Source organism: Halomonas sp. AOP25-F1-15, assembly GCF_052378675.1.
Lineage (GTDB): Bacteria > Pseudomonadota > Gammaproteobacteria > Pseudomonadales > Halomonadaceae > Vreelandella > Vreelandella casei.
Genome location: NZ_JBQSXV010000007.1, coordinates 38,071 through 55,999, shown reverse-complemented (window position 1 = coordinate 55,999; position 17,929 = coordinate 38,071). Strand labels below are relative to the sequence as shown.

Below are 17,929 nucleotides of genomic sequence, written 5' to 3'. Positions count from 1 at the left end.
TCTTTCTGACAAGCAGTGCGGTGACGCGGGAGCCTACTCCCGCGTTGCTGTTTCCGCAGCCAAGACGCGCGTCGTTAAATGTGTGTTAAAAGGCGCAGTGAAATGCGCAGCTAACCAGGAGGCGTAGGGCCTATGTCCAAACGCGATTATTACGAAGTCCTGGGTGTTGAAAAAGGGGCCGATCAGAAACAGATCAAGCAGGCCTATCGCCGTCTGGCGCAAAAATTCCACCCTGATAGAAACCCGGACGATAACACCTCAGCAGAGAAATTCCGCGAGGTGTCTGAAGCCTATGAAGTGCTTAGCGATGGCGAAAAGCGCGCTGCTTATGACCAGTTTGGCCATGCGGGCGTTGACGGTCAGGGCGGCGGTTTCGGCGGCGCGGGTGCCGGCGCAGGTGATTTCAGCGATATCTTTGGCGATGTGTTTGGCGATATCTTTGGTGGCGGCGGTGGTCGTCGTCGTGGCCCTAACGCACCCGCTCGTGGTTCAGACCTACGCTACAACCTAGAGCTGGACCTGGAAAGCGCGGTGGCTGGCACCACGGTCGATATTCGTGTGCCGCGTCATATTGAATGCGATCGCTGTGACGGCGGTGGCGCTGAACCTGGTTCCTCTAAAGATACGTGCCCTACCTGCCATGGCCACGGCCAGGTGCGCATGCAGCAAGGCTTCTTTGCCGTGCAGCAAACGTGCCCGACGTGTCACGGGTCTGGTCAGCACATCAAGGTGCCATGCCATAAGTGTAATAGCGAAGGGCGCGTGCGCGAAACGCGGACACTCTCCGTTAAGATTCCGCCCGGCGTGGATACCGGTGACCGCATTCGTTTAAACAGCGAAGGCGAAAGCGGCGTCAACGGTGGTCCGGCAGGCGATCTTTACGTTCAGGTATCGATCAAACCGCACCACATCTTCCAGCGTGACGGTAAGCATCTGCAGTGCGAAGTGCCGATCAACTTTGTGGATGCTGCGCTAGGTGGTGAGCTTGAGGTGCCGACGCTCAATGGCCGTGTGAAGCTGAAGATTCCGCCGGAAACTCAAACCGGCAAGCTTTTCCGCTTACGTGGTAAAGGCGTTAAGCCGGTACGTGGCGGCGTCGCTGGCGACCTACTGTGCAAAGTGGTCGTGGAAACGCCGGTGAAACTCAACGACGAGCAGCGTGATTTACTGCGCCAGCTTCAGGAGAGTTTTGACGGCAGCAACAGCCATAGCCATTCGCCTAAGAAAAGTGGCTTCTTCGATAGCGTGAAAAGCTTCTTCGAAGATATGAAGCCCTAATCTGAGATGATGGATCTACGCTAGATATCTGGTTCAAAAACCCTCGGTTCGTCCGGGGGTTTTTGCTGTTTAGGAAATGCTACGCGCCATGGATAATCTTCAAGAAAAAGTGTCTCTGGGCATCTGGCTGAGGATTCTCTCAGGGATGCTGTTCACGGGAATGCTGGTGTGCATTAAAGCCGTGAGTGATGACGTGCCGGTCGGGCAGTCGGTCTTTTTTCGCTCGCTGTTTGCATTACTCCCCGTGGTGATTTTTCTCATGCTGCGGCGAGAATTTCCGCGCGGACTGGCCACTCGCCGCCCGGTAGGGCATGCGCTGCGTTCAGGGTTGGGAGCGGCGGCAATGTTTGCCTCTTTCGCAGCCGTTGCGTTACTGCCGGTGGCGGAGGCGACGCTGCTGGCCCAGCTTACGCCGGTGTTTATGGCGTTGGGTGGCGTGCTGCTACTGGGTGAACGGTTCTCGCGCTACCGTATGGGGGGCGTGGCGCTAGCGCTTGCTGGGGTGGCGGTGCTGATATTGCCTGGGTTAAATGCGAGTGCCGCCAGTGGGCAAGCGACCGGGTATGCGCTAGGCGCGCTCGGTGCGCTGTTAACGGCGGGAGCGCTATTAACCGTCCGGCGAATTTCGCGAACCGAAAGTGCGGCTTCGATTGCATTCTACTTTATTGTGGTCGCGACGCTGGCTGGGCTTGCCACGCTTCCGTTGGGGTGGGCCGCATTGACGCGGGTGGAATTTGTGCTGTTAGTGCTGTCGGGCCTGTTTGGCGGCGCTGCCCATATCGCGATGACATTAGCGCTGCGTTATGCCGAGGCGTCGCGGTTGGCGCCTTTTGAATATATTGCCCTGGTGTGGCCTGTGCTCGCCGACTGGGTGCTGTTTGGCATACCGGTCTCCAGCGGCTTCCTGCTAGCGCTACCGCTGATGTTAAGCGGGGTAGCGCTAGCGGCGATGGAAGGGCGGCGGCTTAGGTTAACGGCTAAATGGCTGCTTCGACGATAAGCTGCGGCTGGCCTTTCGAGCACGGTTCAATTCGGGCCGTGACTTTATATACTTGCTGCAACAGCGCTGGCGTAATCACTTCAGCGGTGGGGCCGCAGGCAATCAGGCGGCCATTTTCCAGCAGCATAGCGGCGTCGGCGAAGCGTAGCGCATGCCCCAGGTCGTGGAGTGCCACCAGAATCAGCATCTGGCGCTCATCGGCCAGCCGGCGCAGCACCGTCAACAGACTAATTTGCCGGTTAAGGTCGAGTGCCGAAGTGGGCTCATCCAGCATCAGAATCTCCGGCTCTTGCACCAGCGCTTGGGCGGCGCTGACCAACTGGCGCTGGCCGCCGCTGAGGTCGCCAATATCGCGCTCGCCAAGGACCGTAATCGCCAGCTCGTCCAATGCGCGATCCACCTGGGCTAAATCCTCAGGCTGCACTTTTAATCCACGCCCCTGCATGCGCGCCAAAAGCACTGATTCGTATACCGTGAGTACCGCTTTAGCGCCCGTGTCTTGGGGCATATAACCCACTGGCCGCTCGGCGCTGGTGCCGCTAATTGTCACCTCGCCTTCGCCTTTCAAGAGCCCTAAAATACGCCTAAAAAGCGTCGATTTGCCCGCCGCATTGGGGCCCAGCAGCGCGACGACTTGCCCGCCTTGAAAGCAGGGCGTGGTGATCTCTTGCAGAATAGGGCGTCGCCCATAGCGGGCGGATACGCGGCTCAGTTGTAGCGTTACCATGAGGCCTTCTTGTGGTTAAGCACTAGAAATAGAAAGAAGGGAATGCCCACCAGCGAAGTGATAATGCCAATGGGGATGATGGTGCCGGGGATAATGATCTTGGAGATAACCGAGCCCACCGAAAGGATGAGCGCGCCGCACAGCGCCGAACCGGGCAGGAAGAAGCGCTGATCTTCACCCAGCAAAATGCGCGCAATATGCGGGCCCACCAAGCCAATAAACCCGATGGTGCCGACAAACGCTACCGCGATAGCAGCGAGTAGCGACACCAGCACCAGCACTTCCAAGCGCAGCGCGCGGGGGTTGACGCCCATGCTCTCGGCTTTGGCATCGCCCAGGCGCATAGCGGTCAGTGCCCAGCCGTGCCGGGCAAGCAGCGGCATCGACAAAGCGAGAATGCTGAGGGCGATCCAGAACTTGGGCCAGGTGGCTTTGGTCAAGCTGCCCATGGTCCAGAATACCACCGCGGATACCGCCTCCTGGCTGGCAAAGAACTGAATCAGTGCCATCAAAGAGTTAAAGATAAACACCATGGCGATGCCGAGCAGCACAATCGTCTCCACCGTCACGCCGCGCTTTAGGCTTAAGGCATGAATTAAAAACGCGGTAAACATGGCCATCACGAAGGCGTTGATAGGCACCACAAACTCAATGGCGGCGGGCACAATAGCCACCCCAAAAGCGAGGCCCAGCGCGGCTCCAAAACTAGCCCCGGCGGAAATTCCCAGGGTAAACGGGCTAGCGAGCGGGTTGCTCAGAATGGTCTGCATCTGCGCCCCGGCAACTGACAGGCTGGCGCCCACCACCAATGCCATCAGTGCCACCGGCATGCGGATTTCCCAGACAATTACCCGCGCCTGCTGGCTAACGCTGCCCGGCGTGAATAGTGCCGCGATGACTTCGCCCAGGCTGTAGCGGGCGGGGCCGAGGGCCAGGTCAACGCAGAGGCTAAAAAACAGCGCTAACACCAGTGCAACCAATATCAGTTGGCGGCGGAACACCTGGCTATGGTAAAAGGCGCGCCCCTGTGAAAGGCGCTCTGTTACCTCCGTTTCCGTTATCCTCGTATCAGTCGTCATGGAGCGATATCCAGTAGCCGGGTTCATAGTCGATGGGCAGGAAGCGTTCGTGCAGTTCTTCCATGGTGGCTTCCGGGTCCAGGTCTTCAAATAGCTCGGGGTGTAGCCACTTGGCTAATTGCTGTACCGCCACGAAGTAGTAAGGGCTGTTGTAAAACTGGTGCCAAATAGCGTGGAAGTTGCCAGATTCAACGGCCTTAATGCCGGTCATCGCGGTGCGCTCGGTCAGCGCTTCCAGCTTGGCGTGAGCCTGTTGCATATCTGAGCCAGGCCCCACGCCAACCCAGTCGCCGCCGGGTACGTAGGCATCCCAGTTGCCGCCGGTAACAACGACATGGTCAGGGTTGGCGGCAATGATTTGCTCCGGGTTCAGATTGCCGAAGCTAGCGGGAATAATGCCCTCGGCAATATTGGTGCCGCCAGCGAGGGTTACATATTCGCCAAAGTTGGCAGGGCCAAAGCTCATGCAGCACTCATCGGAGTAGCCGCCGGCGCGGTCGATAAATACGCTTGGGCGATCAGGGTTTGCCTCGGTAATCACATCAGTGACGCGTGCCAGCTGGCTCTCTGCAAACTCGATGAAGGCTTCGGCCGCGGCTTCATCGTTCATGATTTGGCCGATAATCCGCATGGACGCAATAGTGTTTGCCAGCGGATCTTCACGAAAGTCTACATAGATAATAGGAATGCCCAGCTGTGCCAGTTTTTCATCGTAGGCAGCGTCCTCTGTGGCCGCTTTAGCTTCGATATTCATCAGTACTACGTCGGGATTAAGAGAGGCTGCCTGCTCCACATCGAAGGTGCCGTCTTTAAAGCCGCCAAAGGTAGGAATCGCTTCAATCTCTGGGAAGCGCTCGAGATAGCGGGCATAGTTATCAGGGTCCGCCTGAGAAAAATCTTCGCGCCAACCCACTACATGGGCAAAGGGGGCTTCTGGCTCGAGTAGCCCCAGTAGGTAAATTTGCCGCCCTTCCCCTAAGATAACGCGCTCTGCAGGTCCGTCTAGCGTGACTTGGCGGCCAGCGATATCGGTAATGGTGATGTCATCAGCTATTGCAGTGGCGCAGAAGCCAGATGCTATGAGAGTGCCAAGCAGGCGTTTTAAGTGCTTAAAGCTGAGCATTTTTTTCTCGGAGGTCGGTGTTGATAAAAAATCGAGGTTGATTGACGAATCGATGTTGGGAAGTTGCACGCGACAGATAAGCAATGAAAGGACTTTTCTGGCGCGTTATCGTGATCTGATCGAACTAAAGATGCAATCTGTATTATAACTGATTCTCATTGTTTTTTGTGAGGGCGTGATTTTTGTCTATTTCAGCGTGGTTGTCATGGCTTAGCCACGCAAATTGCCGTGAAGGCACGGTGTTTTTTCATCCATAATGCTAATGTTAGAGCGGCTTGACGCGTGTGAGTACTTATAAAATGGAGCAGTACTATGCCTTTATCTCGTGCAAAGATTGAAACCACGTCGGCTGAGCGATTGATCAACCGTTTATGTAAACACTGGGCGCATAAGCTAGAAGTTGAACAGGACGACCAGCAAGGCAAGATCACGTTTGCGACGGGCACCTGCTTAATGCGCGCTGAGTCCGGTACATTATTGATCGCTATTGAGGCGCTGGAAGAGGAGCACCTGGATGAGCTTGAAGGTGTGGTTGAGCGCCATCTAATCCGTATGGCTGGCGATGAAGAGATAGTCGTGGTGTGGGAGAACTGAGCGAGTAAAGAGAGCTTTTGTGCATCTGCTATAATCGCGGCCAATTAGTGAGCACTTTCTTTTACCTATCAAGTCGTAGCACAGGAGTTTGCATGACTCGAATTGCCATTGTAGGCGTGGCTGGTCGAATGGGCCGCACGTTGGTAAATGCGATAGAGCTAGAGGCTGAGGCGACGCTGGCGGGCGGCGTTGTAGCGCAAGGCAGTTCCTTGGCGGGGGCTGATATTGGTGAACTTGCCGGTGTGAGTAAGCGCGGCGTTGTCGCGGTCGATTCGCTTGAATCGATTGTCGATGACTTTGATGTGCTAATTGACTTCACGTCGCCTCAGGTCACGCTGGCCAACCTGGCATTCTGCGCCGAACATGGCAAGCGCATTGTGATTGGCACCACGGGGATGAGTGATGACGAGCTAGCAACGCTGGATAGCTATCGCGATCGCGTGCCCATGGTGTTTGCGCCCAATATGAGCGTTGGCGTCAATCTTACCCTGAAGCTGCTGGAGACCGCTGCTAGGGCGCTGGGCGATGAAGGCTATGATATTGAAGTGATTGAGTCGCATCATCGCCATAAGGTCGATGCCCCATCAGGCACTGCGATCAAAATGGGCGAAGTCATCGCCGCAAGCCTGGGGCGTAACTTGAAAGAGCACGGCGTGTTCGAACGAGTTGGCCAGTGCGGCCCGCGCACCGACAAAGAGATCGGCTTCGCCACCGTGCGCGCAGGCGATATTGTCGGCGAGCACACGGTGATGTTCGCGACCGAAGGTGAACGTATTGAAATTACCCACAAGGCCTCCAGCCGCATGACGTTTGCCAAAGGTGCCGTACGCGCCGCTCGATGGGTCGCGGATAAAGACAACGGCCATTACGATATGCAGGATGTGCTGGGGCTGGCTTAAGGCGTTGCCGCTATTTTAGTAGAGACCCTTCGCTAGGATAGTTCTATGTAGAATGGTTCTATGTAGGATCGCTCTATGATTAAGGGGTAGTCTTAGGTCTAAAATTCCTGTAACATTTCAAAAATTTTGGCCGGGTGGCTAAGAAGACTCAAACGGCGCGCTTGTTGCGTTGGCCAGCCCAAAGCCTGCCCGAGTCCGCTTTCATATTGATGTTAAGTGAGCGGCTCTGAAAGGGCATCGAACAACAAGCGGGATGAAACCGATTCTTTTTATCGGCTTCGTCCCGCTTTTTTACGGCCCTTATTTCAAAGAAGTTTTAATGCAGAAATTGCTGAGCCTGCGCCCAACAGGCTCCCACCAGCATGGGAGGATCTTGTTTTGAATAACACCGCATTGAGCAAACCCGCAATATTGGCTCTGGAAGATGGTAGCGTTTTCCATGGAATCGCCATTGGCGCGGATGGACTAACAAGCGGTGAGGTGGTGTTCAATACGGCCATGACCGGCTACCAAGAAATCCTCACTGACCCTTCCTACACTCGCCAAATCGTTACGCTCACCTATCCTCATATCGGCAATACCGGCATTAATGCCGAAGACATCGAGTCTGGGTCGATTGCGGCGGCGGGCTTGGTGATTCGCGATTTGCCGTTAATGGCCAGCAGCTTTCGCTCTGAGCAATCGCTATCGGATTATCTGAAAAGTCAGAACGTGCTGGGCATTGCCGATATTGATACTCGCCGCCTAACGCGCATTCTGCGCGATAAAGGTGCCCAGAACGGGGCGATTTTGGCGGGTGCTGATGCCGAAGGCGATGACGCGGTAGCGCGGGCGCTAGACGCCGCCAAGGCATTTCCTGGCCTGAAGGGAATGGATCTGGCTAAAGAAGTGTCGTGCAAGGCCCCTTACGAATGGACAGAAGGCGAGTGGACGCTGGGCCAAGGCTACGCGGATACCACGCAAAGCGAGCGCCCTTACCACGTGGTGGCGTTTGATTACGGCGTTAAATTCAACATCCTGCGCATGTTGGCTGCGCGCGGCTGCCGGCTTACCGTGGTGCCGGCGCAAACGCCCGCTGCTGACGTGCTGGCCATGAACCCTGATGGGGTCTTTTTGGCCAATGGCCCGGGCGACCCAGAGCCCTGTGATTACGCCATTAAAGCCATTCAGGACGTGTTGGAAGCCGATATTCCGCTGTTTGGAATTTGCCTGGGCCATCAGTTGCTGGCGCTCGCCTCTGGTGCGAAAACGCTCAAGATGAGCCATGGCCATCACGGCGCTAACCATCCGGTGCAAGATCTAGACACTGGCAAGGTGATGATTACCAGCCAAAACCACGGTTTTGCGGCAGATGAAGCGAGCCTACCTGCCAATCTGCGGGCAACGCATCGTTCGCTGTTCGACGGCACCTTGCAAGGTATTGAGCGCACTGACCGCTCAGCGTTCAGCTTTCAAGGTCACCCAGAGGCGAGCCCCGGTCCGCGAGACGTAGCACCGCTGTTTGATCGCTTTGTGGCCATGATGCAGGCGCGTCGCTAAGGCAGCGGGTTGCTGCTGAAAGCTTTCGCCTAGCACCGCTGCATCACTTTATCGCCGTCTTTTGTCGCTCATCGTCATTATTTTTTGTGGGAACCGTTATGCCTAAGCGTACCGATATCAGCAGTATTTTAATCATTGGCGCTGGACCGATTGTGATCGGCCAGGCCTGCGAATTTGACTACTCCGGCGCTCAGGCGTGTAAAGCGCTGCGCGAGGAGGGTTACCGCGTTATTTTGGTTAACTCCAATCCCGCGACCATCATGACCGACCCGGCGATGGCCGACGCCACCTACATTGAGCCGATTACCTGGCAGGCGGTGGAAAAAATCATCGAAGCCGAGCGTCCGCAGGCTATTTTGCCCACCATGGGTGGTCAAACGGCGCTTAACTGCGCGCTGGAATTGGACCACCATGGCGTGCTCGCAAAATACGGCGTTGAGATGATCGGTGCCAACGCCGATGCGATCAATATGGCCGAGGATCGCGATCTGTTTGATCAGGCCATGAAGCGCATCGGTCTAGAGTGCCCCAAGGCCAAAGTCGCGCACAGCATGAGTGAGGCCTGGGAGATTCAGGCTGAGCTGGGCTTTCCAAGTATTATTCGCCCCTCCTATACCATGGGTGGCTCCGGCGGCGGTGTGGCGTACAATAAAGAAGAGTTTGAAGAGATTTGTACGCGCGGCTTTGAGCTTTCTAACAACCATGAGCTGCTCATTGATGAGTCGCTGCTGGGTTGGAAAGAGTATGAAATGGAAGTGGTGCGCGATAAAAACGACAACTGCATCATCGTCTGCGCGATTGAAAACTTCGACCCGATGGGCGTGCACACCGGAGATTCCATCACTGTAGCACCAGCGCAAACGCTGACCGATAAAGAATATCAGATCATGCGTGACGCCAGCCTGGCCGTACTGCGCGAGATTGGTGTGGAAACCGGTGGCTCCAACGTGCAGTTCGGCATGGACCCGAAGACTGGTCGCCTGGTCGTTATCGAGATGAACCCACGGGTCTCGCGTTCCTCGGCGTTGGCCTCTAAGGCGACCGGATTCCCGATCGCGAAAATCGCCGCTAAGTTGGCGATTGGCTACACGCTGGACGAGCTGCAAAACGATATTACAGGTGGTCGTACGCCGGCGTCGTTTGAGCCGTCGATCGACTACGTGGTTACTAAAATTCCGCGCTTCACCTTTGAAAAATTCCCACAGGCCAATGACCGTTTAACCACGCAGATGAAGTCAGTGGGTGAGGTAATGGCGATTGGCCGCACCTTCCAGGAGTCGCTGCAAAAAGCATTGCGCGGCCTGGAAACCGGTAACGATGGCCTAGACCCGATCATCACCGATTTCACGCCGGAAAACATGGCGATTATTCAGGGCGAGCTTCAGGCCGCCGGCGCCGAGCGTATTTTCTACGTGGCAGACGCGATGCGCGCTGGCATGAGCGTTGATGAAGTCTTTGCACTGACCAATATCGACCCTTGGTTCTTAGTTCAACTTGAAGATTTGGTGCTGACCGAAGCCGCTGTTGCTAAGCGCTCGCTGCCCGATCTTTCTGCCCGTGAGCTTTACCAGCTTAAGCGCAAAGGCTTTGGCGATGCGCGTCTGGCAACGCTGCTGAGCGTGAGCGAAAAAGACTTCCGTCAAACGCGTCAGGCCGCCGGTATTCGCCCTGTCTACAAGCGCGTTGACACCTGTGCCGCTGAGTTCGCGTCGGACACCGCCTATATGTACTCCACGTACGAAGAGGAGTGCGAGGCAGATGTATCTGATCGTCAGAAAATTATGGTGCTGGGCGGTGGCCCCAACCGTATCGGCCAAGGCATTGAGTTTGATTACTGCTGTGTACATGCCGCTATCGCGATGCGTGACGACGGTTATGAAACCATCATGGTCAACTGCAACCCAGAAACAGTGTCTACCGATTACGACACCTCTGATCGTCTCTATTTTGAGCCGGTGACGCTGGAAGACGTGCTCGAAATTGCTGATAAAGAGAAGCCGGTCGGCGTTATCGTGCAGTTTGGCGGCCAGACGCCGCTGAAGCTCGCGCGTGAGCTGGAAGCCGCTGGCGTACCGATCATCGGTACCACGCCGGATGCTATTGACCGTGCAGAAGACCGCGAGCGCTTCCAGGTGATGATCGATAAGCTTGGCCTGAAGCAGCCGCCTAATGCGACAGCGCGTAGCTTTGCAGAAGCGTTTGATAAAGCCGAGGTGATTGGTTATCCGCTAGTGGTGCGCCCAAGCTACGTACTTGGCGGCCGTGCTATGGAAATCGTTTACGACGCCTCTGAGCTTGAAAACTACATGACTCACGCGGTGAAAGTCTCCAACGACTCTCCGGTATTGCTGGATCACTTTCTGAGCGCGGCGATCGAGATCGATATCGATGCGGTGTCAGATGGCCAGCAGGTTGTGATTGGCGGCATTATGCAGCACGTCGAGCAAGCGGGCGTTCACTCCGGCGATTCGGCCTGTGCTCTGCCGCCTTACTCGCTACCTGCCGATGTGCAGGACAAAATGCGCGAGCAGGTGAAGCAAATGGCCGTCGAGCTGGGCGTTAAGGGCTTAATGAACGTGCAGCTGGCTTGGCAGGATGGCGAGATTTATGTAATTGAAGTGAATCCGCGCGCCTCACGTACCGTGCCTTTTGTGTCTAAGTGCATCGGTATTTCGCTGGCCCAAATTGCCGCTCGTTGTATGGCGGGTAAAACGCTAGCGGAGCAGGGCTTTGAGCGCGAAATTATCCCGCATTTTCATAGCGTGAAAGAGGCCGTCTTCCCGTTCAATAAGTTTCAGGGCGTGGATCCGATTTTATCGCCGGAAATGAAATCAACCGGTGAGGTCATGGGCTCTGGCGATACCTTTGCTGAGGCTTTCTTTAAAGCGCAGTTAGGGGCGGGTGAGGCGATTCCTACGCTTGATGGTTCGCGTAAAGCATTCCTTTCCGTGCGTGAACCGGACAAGGCGGGGATTATCGAAGTAGGGCGTTCTCTGTTAGCATTAGGTTTTACGCTATGCGCAACACGAGGAACAGCGGCTGCTTTGGAAGCTGCTGGGCTTGCCGTGGAGCACGTCAACAAAGTCTACGAAGGTCGTCCCCATATCGTCGATCTGCTCAAGAACGACGAAATTGCCTACATTGTGAACACTACTGAAGGTCGTCAGGCGATTAACGACTCTTCGGTCATTCGCCGTACTGCTCTCTCGCGCAAGGTGCCCTATGCGACCACCTTGGCGGGCGCTAATGCTGTTTGCATGGCGCTTGAGTACGGTAGGGAAATTACGGTGCGGCGCCTTCAGGATCTGCATGCAGGAGCAAATAAATGAACAAGGTCCCGATGACAGTTGCGGGGGAAAGAAGCCTTCGTGAAGAGCTTGATCATCTGAAAAGCGAAGCTCGCCCTCAGGTGATCGCGGCCATCGCTGAAGCGCGTGAACACGGTGATCTGAAAGAGAACGCCGAGTACCATGCCGCTCGCGAGCAGCAAGGATTTATCGAAGGGCGAATCCAAGAGATTGAGGGCAAGCTCTCCGTCGCCCAAGTGATTGATGTCGCTAAATTGCCAAACACGGGCAAAGTGATTTTTGGCGTCACCGTGTCGATGCAGAATCTAGACACCGATGCCGAAGTCACTTACCGGATCGTTGGCGAAGACGAGGCCGACATTAAGTCTGGGCGCATTTCGGTGACATCCCCTATTGCTCGCGCCTTAATCGGCAAGGAAGAGGGTGATATTGTGGTGGTGAAAACACCGGGCGGCGATGTCGAGTACGAAATAGGTAGCGTCGTATATATTTAATAAAAAAACGCCCCTCAGCGAACGAGTGCGCTGAGGGGCGTTTGATGTGTCTTTACGAACTATATTTTTTCAAACATAGCCAGCGGCGCGTCAATTTAACGCGCTGCCCGTTTCGTGATTAATAGCGGCCGTGGTGGTTCTCAAAGCGGGTGACATTAGACAGCTTCGGATTTACCTGTGGATTCCTGCGATAAAGCAGGGCCATTTTACCAATGGTTTGCACAAGGTCAGCACGGCTGTTGGTGATCAGTTCGGCTACCATGGCAGCACGTTCATCACGTTCAGGAAGGGCGAGCTTCACTTTGATCAGTTCGTGATCGGTGAGCGCGCGGTTAAGTTCTGCTAGCAAATTTTCGGAGACGCCGTTCTCAGAAACGGTGACCACAGGGTTAAGGTGGTGGCCAATGCTACGAAATGCTTTCTTTTGTGCCTGTGACAAGCTCATGGTATCTTGCGGTATCCCGGTTAGCGCTTAACGCACCATCTTACGGTGAAACGCCATCGAGTGAAAGCGATCGCGTAAACGCGCCCCTCTCTTATTCTAGTGTTAGATTTTCACATGCAGCAAAAGCCCCCAAGTCGTAAGCATTCAGTAAGCAAGACTAGTAATAACTGGAAGAAGGAGCATTTTGACGACCAGTACGTCAAGCAGAGCTGGCAGGATGGGTATCGTTCTCGCGCTAGCTACAAGCTGCTTGAGTTGGATGAAAAGGATAAGCTACTGCGTCCCGGTATGACGGTGATCGATTTGGGCGCTGCGCCCGGAGGCTGGAGCCAGATTGCTGCGGAGAAAGTAGGGCCTGAGGGTATTGTTATCGCCTCCGATATTCTGGAGATGGACGCCTTGGCCGGTGTAGACTTTATCCAGGGCGATTTCACAGAAGAGGCGGTGCTTGAAGCGATACTAAAACGCCTCGATAATCGTCGTGTAGACCTTGTGATGTCAGACATGGCCCCCAATATGAGTGGGATGGCTGCGATAGATCAGCCCCAGGGGATATATTTAGTGGAGCTGGCATTAGAGCTGGCGCGCGAAACGCTGTCACCCGGTGGTCGGTTTTTAGCGAAGGTATTCCAAGGTGAGGGGTTTGACGCCTACTTGAAGGAGCTGCGCGGTAGCTTCAGCAAAGTGGTGACTAGAAAGCCAGATGCGTCGCGGGCGCGCTCTCGTGAGGTGTATTTCCTGGCAGAAGGTTTTCGCGGGTAGCTGACCTTGTGAGCGTTCTTATGACAGGGGCAAATAACCGCGTGGTTCATAGCCAAGATTTATTAGCGCAATTGCCAGACAGGCAAATGCAATGCGTGTCACATTAGACGCAGCCAATGCGCGTGACACAGATGGCCCGAGGCAGAACACGCTTTGGCAATGGTTGAGTACTTGATGCTGATATGCGGTCTTAACGGCAGCGTTTATTTGGCATCAGGGTTTAACTGACGGATTCTTGTAATGAGGGTAGCCCCTTGAATGATATGGCGAAGAACCTGATTCTGTGGTTGGTCATCGCGGCCGTCTTACTGACAGTGTTCAATAATTTCAGTACGGAAAGCGCACCGCAAAGCACAAATTATTCCCAATTTGTGCAGCAGGTGCAAAACCAGCAGGTGCGTAGCGTGACGATTGATGGTTACACCATCAGCGGTGAGCGTACGGACGGCTCTGAGTTTCAGACGATTCGCCCTTCGGCGGAAGACCCTAAGCTGATGGACGACCTGCTAAGCAATAACGTCACGGTTGTGGGTAAGGCGCCAGAGCAGCAAAGCATCTGGACGCGCCTGCTGATCGCTAGCTTCCCGATTCTGCTGATTTTGGGCATCTTCATGTTCTTTATGCGCCAAATGCAGGGTGGGGCCGGCGGTGGTAAAGGCGGCCCAATGAGCTTTGGTAAATCAAAGGCTAAGCTGCTCTCTCAGGATCAGATTAAAACGACCTTTGCCGATGTGGCGGGTTGTGATGAAGCCAAAGAAGAAGTGGAAGAGCTGGTCGACTTTCTGCGTGATCCGACTAAGTTTCAGCGCCTAGGCGGTATGATTCCGCGCGGCGTGCTGATGGTGGGGCCGCCGGGTACCGGTAAAACGCTGCTGGCAAAGTCGATTGCAGGCGAAGCCAAAGTGCCTTTCTTCTCTATCTCAGGCTCTGACTTTGTTGAAATGTTCGTCGGCGTGGGTGCGTCTCGAGTACGCGACATGTTCGAGCAGGCTAAGAAGCAGGCGCCGTGCATTATCTTTATCGATGAAATCGATGCCGTGGGCCGCTCGCGTGGTACCGGTATGGGCGGTGGTAACGACGAGCGTGAGCAGACGTTGAACCAGCTGCTGGTCGAGATGGATGGCTTTGAAGCTAACGAAGGCATCATCGTGATTGCGGCCACCAACCGTCCAGACGTGCTTGACCCCGCACTGATGCGTCCAGGCCGCTTTGACCGTCAGGTAACCGTGGGCTTGCCAGATATTCGTGGTCGTGAGCATATTTTGGGTGTTCACCTGCGCAAAGTGCCGCTTGCCGATGATGTTAAGCCACAGCTGATTGCTCGCGGTACGCCGGGTTTCTCCGGGGCCGATTTAGCTAACCTGGTCAACGAGTCTGCACTGTTTGCTGCGCGCCGTAACAAGCGTGTTGTCAGCATGGAAGAGCTTGAGCTGGCCAAGGACAAGATCATGATGGGCGCTGAGCGCAAATCGATGGTTATGACCGATAAAGAAAAGCTCAATACGGCTTACCATGAAGCCGGTCACGCCATTATTGGTTTGGTCGTGCCGTCTCATGACCCGGTTTACAAGGTGACGATTATCCCCCGTGGCCGAGCGCTGGGCGTGACGATGTTCTTGCCTGAGGAAGATCGCTATAGCCTTTCACGCCAACAAATTTTGGGCCAGATTTGCTCGCTGTTTGGTGGTCGTATTGCTGAAGAGATGACGCTAGGCCCGAACGGTGTGACTACCGGTGCCTCTAACGACATCAAGCGTGCTACCGAGCTGGCGCATAATATGGTCGCTAAGTGGGGTTTGTCGGACGCCATGGGGCCGATCATGTATGACGAGGACGAGTCGCATCAGTTCCTTGGTGGCCCAGGTCAGGGTGGTGGCAAGATGAAGTCTGGCGATACCACCACGCGTCTTGATAAGGAAGTGCGCAAAATTATTGATGACTGCTATGAGCAGGCACGTCAAATCTTGGCCGATAATCGCGATAAGCTTGATGCGATGGCTGAGGCGCTGATGAAGTATGAAACTATTGATGCCTCTCAGTTGAAGGACATCATGGAAGGCCGCGATCCGCGTCCGCCGGAAGGTTGGAATGATGGCGACTCGCCGGGCGGCGGCACGCCTGCCGGTGGTGAAAAGTCTAACGTTCAGGCCGGAGATAACGTTGCTTCTGGCCCGCCTGACAGCGATGCTGAAGAGGATGACGACGATACGCCGCGCCGTCGCCCCTCAGACCCGCTGGGCGGTCCGGCAGGGCCATAGTGACAGCGTTGAATGAGCCAAAAGGCGCCCCGTCAAGGGGCGCCTTTTTTGTTATGCTTTTCACATACGACTGCCACGTTTTTCTTCTTGACTAGGCTGCAGCATGAAATCAACTTTGGACACATATCCTCAGCGCGTCGCTGGCAGTGATTTACAGCTGCGCTGTGGGCGTCATCTGCTGGATTTATCCTTCCCGCGTGTGATGGGTATACTAAATGTGACGCCGGACTCTTTTTCCGATGGCGGGCAGCACGTGGCGCTAGATGACGCGTTACGGCATGCCGAGCAGATGCTGGCAGAAGGGGCGGCGATCATTGATGTCGGTGGCGAATCGACACGCCCCGGCGCTCTAGCGATTGGCTCCCAAGAGGAGTTGGATCGAGTGGCTCCAGTGGTAGAGCGCTTGGTGCGCGAGCTGGATGCGCTGGTCTCTGTGGATACCAGCTGCCCGGCCGTGATGCGGGAGGCAAGTGGGCTGGGCGCCGGAATGATTAACGACGTACGTGCGTTAGAGCGCGAAGGAGCGCTGTTGGCGGCGGTGGGCAGTGGCTTGCCGGTGTGTTTGATGCATCGCCAGGGCGAGCCTCAGGATATGCAGCAGGCGCCGAATTATCAGCAGCCTGTTGAGGTCGAAGTGGCCGAGTATTTGGCGCGGCGAGTGGCCGAGTGTGAAGCGGCCGGTCTGCGTCGGAATAGGCTGTTAATCGACCCGGGCTTTGGTTTTGGAAAGACCGTTGAGCACAACTTGCGCTTGCTGAAGTGCATGGCGTCTCTTCAGGCACTGGGGCTTCCGCTGTTGGTGGGTATGTCACGCAAAAGCATGATTGGCAAGGTATTGGGCCGCCCGGTAGAAGAACGCCTGTTTGGTGGCGTGGCGCTGGCGGCGATGGCGGTGGAGCGGGGTGCGAATATTCTTCGCGTGCATGATGTCGCTGCAACGGTTGATGCGGTCAATATGACCTGGGCGGTACTGCAAGAAGGCTGCGAGCCGCCGTTTGAGCTGTCGATGATTAAGGAGTTTGGTGCATGACAAGGCGCTATTTTGGTACGGATGGTATTCGCGGCACCGTGGGAAAAGCCCCCATTACCGCTGATTTTATGCTCAAGCTGGGGTGGGCCGCCGGTCAGGTGCTGCGTCGTGATAAGGGCCGAACGCGCGTGCTCATCGGTAAAGATACGCGCATCTCTGGCTATATGTTTGAGTCCGCGCTTGAGGCAGGGCTTTCTGCCGCGGGAGTCGATGTGTCTCTGCTGGGGCCCATGCCAACGCCGGGTATTGCCTACCTAACCCGCACGTTTCGTGCGGATGCGGGAATTGTTATTTCAGCATCGCATAATCCTTTTGATGACAACGGCATCAAGTTCTTCTCAGCAGAAGGCAAAAAGCTGCCTGATGAAACGGAAGATCGTATTGAGGCGATGCTAGAGGCGCCATTAACCACGGCGGAGGCCGCTCAGCTGGGTAAGGCAACGCGTATTGATGACGCGGCGGGCCGCTATATTGAATTTTGCAAATCGACGCTTCCCGACCGGCTGAGCCTGCATGGCCTGAAAGTCGTGTTGGACTGTGCTCACGGCGCTACTTATCATATCGCACCCAATGTTTTCCGTGAGTTAGGAGCTGACGTCTCGACGATTGGCGCCTCGCCTAACGGGCTAAACATTAATCAGCTGGTGGGTTCAACGCATCCTGCTGCGCTGCGTGCGGCGGTCATTCAGCAGAGTGCTGATTTGGGCATTGCGTTTGATGGCGACGGCGACCGCTTGCTGTTGGTCGACGCTGACGGTCGTGAAATTGATGGCGATGATATTCTTTATCTTATTGCCCGAGACCGCCACGAGCGCGGTTTGCTCGAAGGGGGTGTTGTTGGCACTCTGATGTCCAATTTTGGATTAGCCATGGCGCTAGATAAGCTAGGCATACCCTTTGAGCGTGCTAACGTCGGTGATCGCTTTGTGATGGAGCGCATGGCCACGAACGGCTGGGAGCTGGGCGGCGAGTCTTCGGGGCATATTGTCTGCGGCCATGTGCAAACGACCGGCGACGGTATCGTATCGGCGCTGCAAGTGTTGGCGCTGATGATGCGAGAGCAAAAGAGCCTGCCAACGCTGTTAAGAGAGCTAGAAAAAGTCCCGCAAGCGCTCGTCAACGTGCGCCTGCCCGCTGATACCAATGCCAAAGAAGTGATGGCATCGGCGCCGCTTCAGCAAGCGGTTGCTGCATTGGAGCAGGCGTTGGGTGATGAGGGTCGCGTATTGCTCCGGCCTTCCGGTACAGAGCCTTTAATTCGCGTGATGGTAGAGGGTCGTGCCCATCTGGATGTGGATCGATTGGCGAACGACCTGGCCGCTCAGGTGAAGGCTTTACTGGATTAATGATGCCGTAAACTGAGTCTGTGCTTGTAACAGCGGTTGTCTTGATA

General features: G+C 55.5%; 15 protein-coding genes. 11 read left to right on the top strand and 4 right to left on the bottom strand.

Features of this window, described 5'->3' with window-relative positions; genetic code table 11:
* Positions 1-132: 132 nt before the first annotated feature.
* Together dnaJ and ACT3TF_RS13700 are read left to right on the top strand one after the other, a co-directional pair.
* A complete protein-coding gene (gene dnaJ, locus ACT3TF_RS13705; protein ID WP_096276265.1) occupies positions 133-1,278 on the top strand; it encodes a molecular chaperone DnaJ in 1,146 nt (381 codons plus the stop codon).
* An 88-nt stretch (positions 1,279-1,366) separates the two neighbouring features.
* A complete protein-coding gene (locus ACT3TF_RS13700; protein WP_444672363.1) occupies positions 1,367-2,278 on the top strand; it encodes a DMT family transporter in 912 nt (303 codons plus the stop codon).
* Here the strand turns inward: ACT3TF_RS13700 and ACT3TF_RS13695 are convergent.
* Genes ACT3TF_RS13695 through ACT3TF_RS13685 form a run of 3 tightly spaced genes read right to left on the bottom strand, consistent with a single transcriptional unit; the run spans position 2,256 to position 5,207 of the window.
* On the bottom strand, positions 2,256-3,005 hold the full coding sequence (locus ACT3TF_RS13695; protein WP_444672362.1) for an ABC transporter ATP-binding protein: 750 nt from the start codon (positions 3,003-3,005) through the stop codon (positions 2,256-2,258). The two genes, ACT3TF_RS13700 and ACT3TF_RS13695, sit on opposite strands and share 23 nt — an antisense overlap.
* Entirely contained in the window at positions 2,999-4,084 is a 1,086-nt protein-coding gene (locus ACT3TF_RS13690) for a FecCD family ABC transporter permease (protein WP_444625799.1), read from the bottom strand. The genes ACT3TF_RS13695 and ACT3TF_RS13690 overlap by 7 nt, the downstream gene beginning before the upstream one ends.
* Entirely contained in the window at positions 4,074-5,207 is a 1,134-nt protein-coding gene (locus ACT3TF_RS13685) for an ABC transporter substrate-binding protein (protein WP_444672361.1), read from the bottom strand. The genes ACT3TF_RS13690 and ACT3TF_RS13685 overlap by 11 nt, the downstream gene beginning before the upstream one ends.
* 312 nt (positions 5,208-5,519) lie before the next feature.
* Here ACT3TF_RS13685 and ACT3TF_RS13680 point away from each other — a divergent pair, with 312 nt between their 5' ends.
* The 5 genes from ACT3TF_RS13680 (at position 5,520) to greA (ending at position 12,041) form a co-directional block, all read left to right on the top strand.
* The gene (locus ACT3TF_RS13680) at positions 5,520-5,801 is read left to right on the top strand and encodes a DUF2218 domain-containing protein (protein ID WP_444672360.1); all 282 of its coding nucleotides are present in this window, start codon (positions 5,520-5,522) and stop codon (positions 5,799-5,801) included.
* 92 nt (positions 5,802-5,893) lie between these two features.
* Positions 5,894-6,700 carry a 4-hydroxy-tetrahydrodipicolinate reductase gene (gene dapB / locus ACT3TF_RS13675; RefSeq protein WP_444625802.1) on the top strand — a complete coding sequence of 269 codons (807 nt, stop codon included), beginning with the start codon at positions 5,894-5,896 and terminating at the stop codon, positions 6,698-6,700.
* Between the two features lie 393 nt (positions 6,701-7,093).
* Positions 7,094-8,239, top strand: coding sequence for a glutamine-hydrolyzing carbamoyl-phosphate synthase small subunit (gene carA, locus ACT3TF_RS13670; RefSeq protein WP_444672411.1), 1,146 nt, complete (start codon positions 7,094-7,096; stop codon positions 8,237-8,239).
* A 98-nt stretch (positions 8,240-8,337) separates the two neighbouring features.
* Positions 8,338-11,568: a carbamoyl-phosphate synthase large subunit gene (gene carB, locus ACT3TF_RS13665; protein ID WP_444672359.1), complete on the top strand. Its 3,231-nt coding sequence runs from the start codon at positions 8,338-8,340 to the stop codon at positions 11,566-11,568.
* The gene (gene greA, locus ACT3TF_RS13660; RefSeq protein ID WP_096276249.1) at positions 11,565-12,041 is read left to right on the top strand and encodes a transcription elongation factor GreA; all 477 of its coding nucleotides are present in this window, start codon (positions 11,565-11,567) and stop codon (positions 12,039-12,041) included. Before carB ends, greA begins: the two co-directional genes overlap by 4 nt.
* Before the next feature lie 118 nt (positions 12,042-12,159).
* On the opposite strand, the gene yhbY is transcribed toward greA, so the two are convergent.
* Positions 12,160-12,486 carry a ribosome assembly RNA-binding protein YhbY gene (gene yhbY / locus ACT3TF_RS13655; protein ID WP_096276247.1) on the bottom strand — a complete coding sequence of 109 codons (327 nt, stop codon included), beginning with the start codon at positions 12,484-12,486 and terminating at the stop codon, positions 12,160-12,162.
* A gap of 114 nt (positions 12,487-12,600) precedes the next feature.
* On the opposite strand from yhbY, the gene rlmE reads away from it, so the two are divergent.
* From rlmE to glmM, 4 genes are all read left to right on the top strand, one after another.
* A complete protein-coding gene (gene rlmE, locus ACT3TF_RS13650; RefSeq protein WP_096276245.1) occupies positions 12,601-13,248 on the top strand; it encodes a 23S rRNA (uridine(2552)-2'-O)-methyltransferase RlmE in 648 nt (215 codons plus the stop codon).
* A gap of 254 nt (positions 13,249-13,502) precedes the next feature.
* Complete coding sequence (gene ftsH, locus ACT3TF_RS13645) at positions 13,503-15,506, top strand: ATP-dependent zinc metalloprotease FtsH (RefSeq protein ID WP_096276243.1); 2,004 nt, start codon at positions 13,503-13,505, stop codon at positions 15,504-15,506.
* A gap of 103 nt (positions 15,507-15,609) precedes the next feature.
* Positions 15,610-16,536, top strand: coding sequence for a dihydropteroate synthase (folP, locus tag ACT3TF_RS13640; RefSeq protein WP_096276241.1), 927 nt, complete (start codon positions 15,610-15,612; stop codon positions 16,534-16,536).
* The gene (gene glmM / locus ACT3TF_RS13635) at positions 16,533-17,882 is read left to right on the top strand and encodes a phosphoglucosamine mutase (protein WP_096276239.1); all 1,350 of its coding nucleotides are present in this window, start codon (positions 16,533-16,535) and stop codon (positions 17,880-17,882) included. The genes folP and glmM overlap by 4 nt, the downstream gene beginning before the upstream one ends.
* Positions 17,883-17,929 lie beyond the last annotated feature (47 nt).

Excerpts from the sequence above, each read along its gene's own strand:
- greA (WP_096276249.1), top strand. The coding sequence starts at position 11,565 with ATGAACAAGGTCCCGATGACAGTTGCGGGGGAAAGAAGCCTTCGTGAA.
- ACT3TF_RS13700 (WP_444672363.1), top strand. The coding sequence starts at position 1,367 with ATGGATAATCTTCAAGAAAAAGTGTCTCTGGGCATCTGGCTGAGGATT.
- folP (WP_096276241.1), top strand. The coding sequence starts at position 15,610 with ATGAAATCAACTTTGGACACATATCCTCAGCGCGTCGCTGGCAGTGAT.
- carB (WP_444672359.1), top strand. The coding sequence starts at position 8,338 with ATGCCTAAGCGTACCGATATCAGCAGTATTTTAATCATTGGCGCTGGA.
- ACT3TF_RS13680 (WP_444672360.1), top strand. The coding sequence starts at position 5,520 with ATGCCTTTATCTCGTGCAAAGATTGAAACCACGTCGGCTGAGCGATTG.
- ACT3TF_RS13690 (WP_444625799.1), bottom strand. The coding sequence starts at position 4,084 with ATGACGACTGATACGAGGATAACGGAAACGGAGGTAACAGAGCGCCTT.
- glmM (WP_096276239.1), top strand. The coding sequence starts at position 16,533 with ATGACAAGGCGCTATTTTGGTACGGATGGTATTCGCGGCACCGTGGGA.
- dapB (WP_444625802.1), top strand. The coding sequence starts at position 5,894 with ATGACTCGAATTGCCATTGTAGGCGTGGCTGGTCGAATGGGCCGCACG.
- rlmE (WP_096276245.1), top strand. The coding sequence starts at position 12,601 with ATGCAGCAAAAGCCCCCAAGTCGTAAGCATTCAGTAAGCAAGACTAGT.
- ACT3TF_RS13695 (WP_444672362.1), bottom strand. The coding sequence starts at position 3,005 with ATGGTAACGCTACAACTGAGCCGCGTATCCGCCCGCTATGGGCGACGC.
- ACT3TF_RS13685 (WP_444672361.1), bottom strand. The coding sequence starts at position 5,207 with ATGCTCAGCTTTAAGCACTTAAAACGCCTGCTTGGCACTCTCATAGCA.
- dnaJ (WP_096276265.1), top strand. The coding sequence starts at position 133 with ATGTCCAAACGCGATTATTACGAAGTCCTGGGTGTTGAAAAAGGGGCC.
- yhbY (WP_096276247.1), bottom strand. The coding sequence starts at position 12,486 with ATGAGCTTGTCACAGGCACAAAAGAAAGCATTTCGTAGCATTGGCCAC.